Genomic DNA, 1,346 nt, shown 5'->3' with positions numbered 1-1,346 from the left:
TTGACGCCCAGCGCGTCCAGGTGGAGCCGGGCCACCTTCTCGTCCAGGTGCTTGGGCAGCACGTAGACGTCGGTCGGGTACTGCTCGGGCTTGGTGAACAGCTCCAGCTGCGCCAACGTCTGGTCCGCGAACGAGTTCGACATCACGAACGACGGGTGACCGGTGGCGTTGCCCAGGTTCAGCAGACGCCCCTCCGACAGCACGATCAACACCTTGCCGTCCGGGTGGGTCCAGGTGTGGACCTGCGGCTTGACCTCGTCCTTGACGATGCCCGGCAACTTCGCCAGACCCGCCATGTCGATCTCGTTGTCGAAGTGACCGATGTTGCCCACGATCGCCTGGTGCTTCATCCGCGCCATGTCCGACGCAAGAATGATGTCCTTGTTGCCCGTCGTGGTCACGAAGATGTCAGCCGTCTCCACCACCTCGTCCAACGTGGTGACCTGGAAACCGTCCATCGCCGCCTGCAACGCACAGATCGGGTCCACCTCGGTGACGATCACCCGCGCACCCTGACCCCGCAACGACTCCGCACAGCCCTTGCCGACATCACCGTAACCGCAGATCACCGCGGTCTTACCACCGATCAGGACATCGGTGGCACGGTTGATGCCATCAACCAACGAATGACGGCAGCCATACTTGTTGTCGAACTTCGACTTGGTCACCGCGTCATTGACGTTGATCGCCGGGAACAGCAGCACACCATCACGCTGCATCTCATACAGACGATGAACACCCGTAGTGGTCTCCTCCGTCACCCCACGGATCTCCGACGCCAGCCGCGTCCACTTCTGCGGACTCTCCCCCAGCGTGCGGTTCAAAAGCTCCAGGATCGCGCGGTGCTCCTCGTTCTCCGCGGTCTCCACCGCCGGAGCCTTACCCGCCTTCTCGTACTCCACCCCCTTGTGCACCAGGAGGGTGGCGTCACCACCATCGTCGAGAATCATGTTCGGACCACCGGTGGACGCACCCGGCCAGGTCAACGCCTGCTCCGTGCACCACCAGTACTCCTCCAGCGTCTCGCCCTTCCACGCGAACACCGGCACACCCCGCGGCGCCTCCGGCGAACCGTTCGGACCCACCGCAATCGCCGCGGCCGCATGGTCCTGAGTCGAGAAAATGTTGCAGGACGCCCAGCGCACCTGCGCACCCAGGGCGACCAACGTCTCGATCAACACGGCCGTCTGCACGGTCATGTGCAACGAACCGGTGATCCGCGCGCCCTTCAAGGGCTGCTGCTCGGCGTACTCCTTGCGGATCGCCATCAGACCGGGCATCTCATGCTCGGCGAGGGTGATCTCCTTGCGGCCGAAGGCGGCGAGGGAAAGGTCAGCGACCTTGAA

At 63.7% G+C, this 1,346-nt stretch carries 1 protein-coding gene; it reads right to left on the bottom strand.

The features are described from left to right. Positions 1-1,346, bottom strand: a 1,346-nt coding sequence (ahcY, locus tag ABD385_RS41140; protein WP_344585392.1) for an adenosylhomocysteinase, incomplete at both ends; no start/stop codon positions are given.

This window comes from Streptomyces lunalinharesii (assembly GCF_039532155.1).
In the GTDB taxonomy this organism is placed as follows: Bacteria; Actinomycetota; Actinomycetes; order Streptomycetales; family Streptomycetaceae; genus Streptomyces; species Streptomyces lunalinharesii.
Note: the sequence above shows the minus strand (reverse complement) of the source record. Positions and strands in the feature narration are given on the sequence as shown.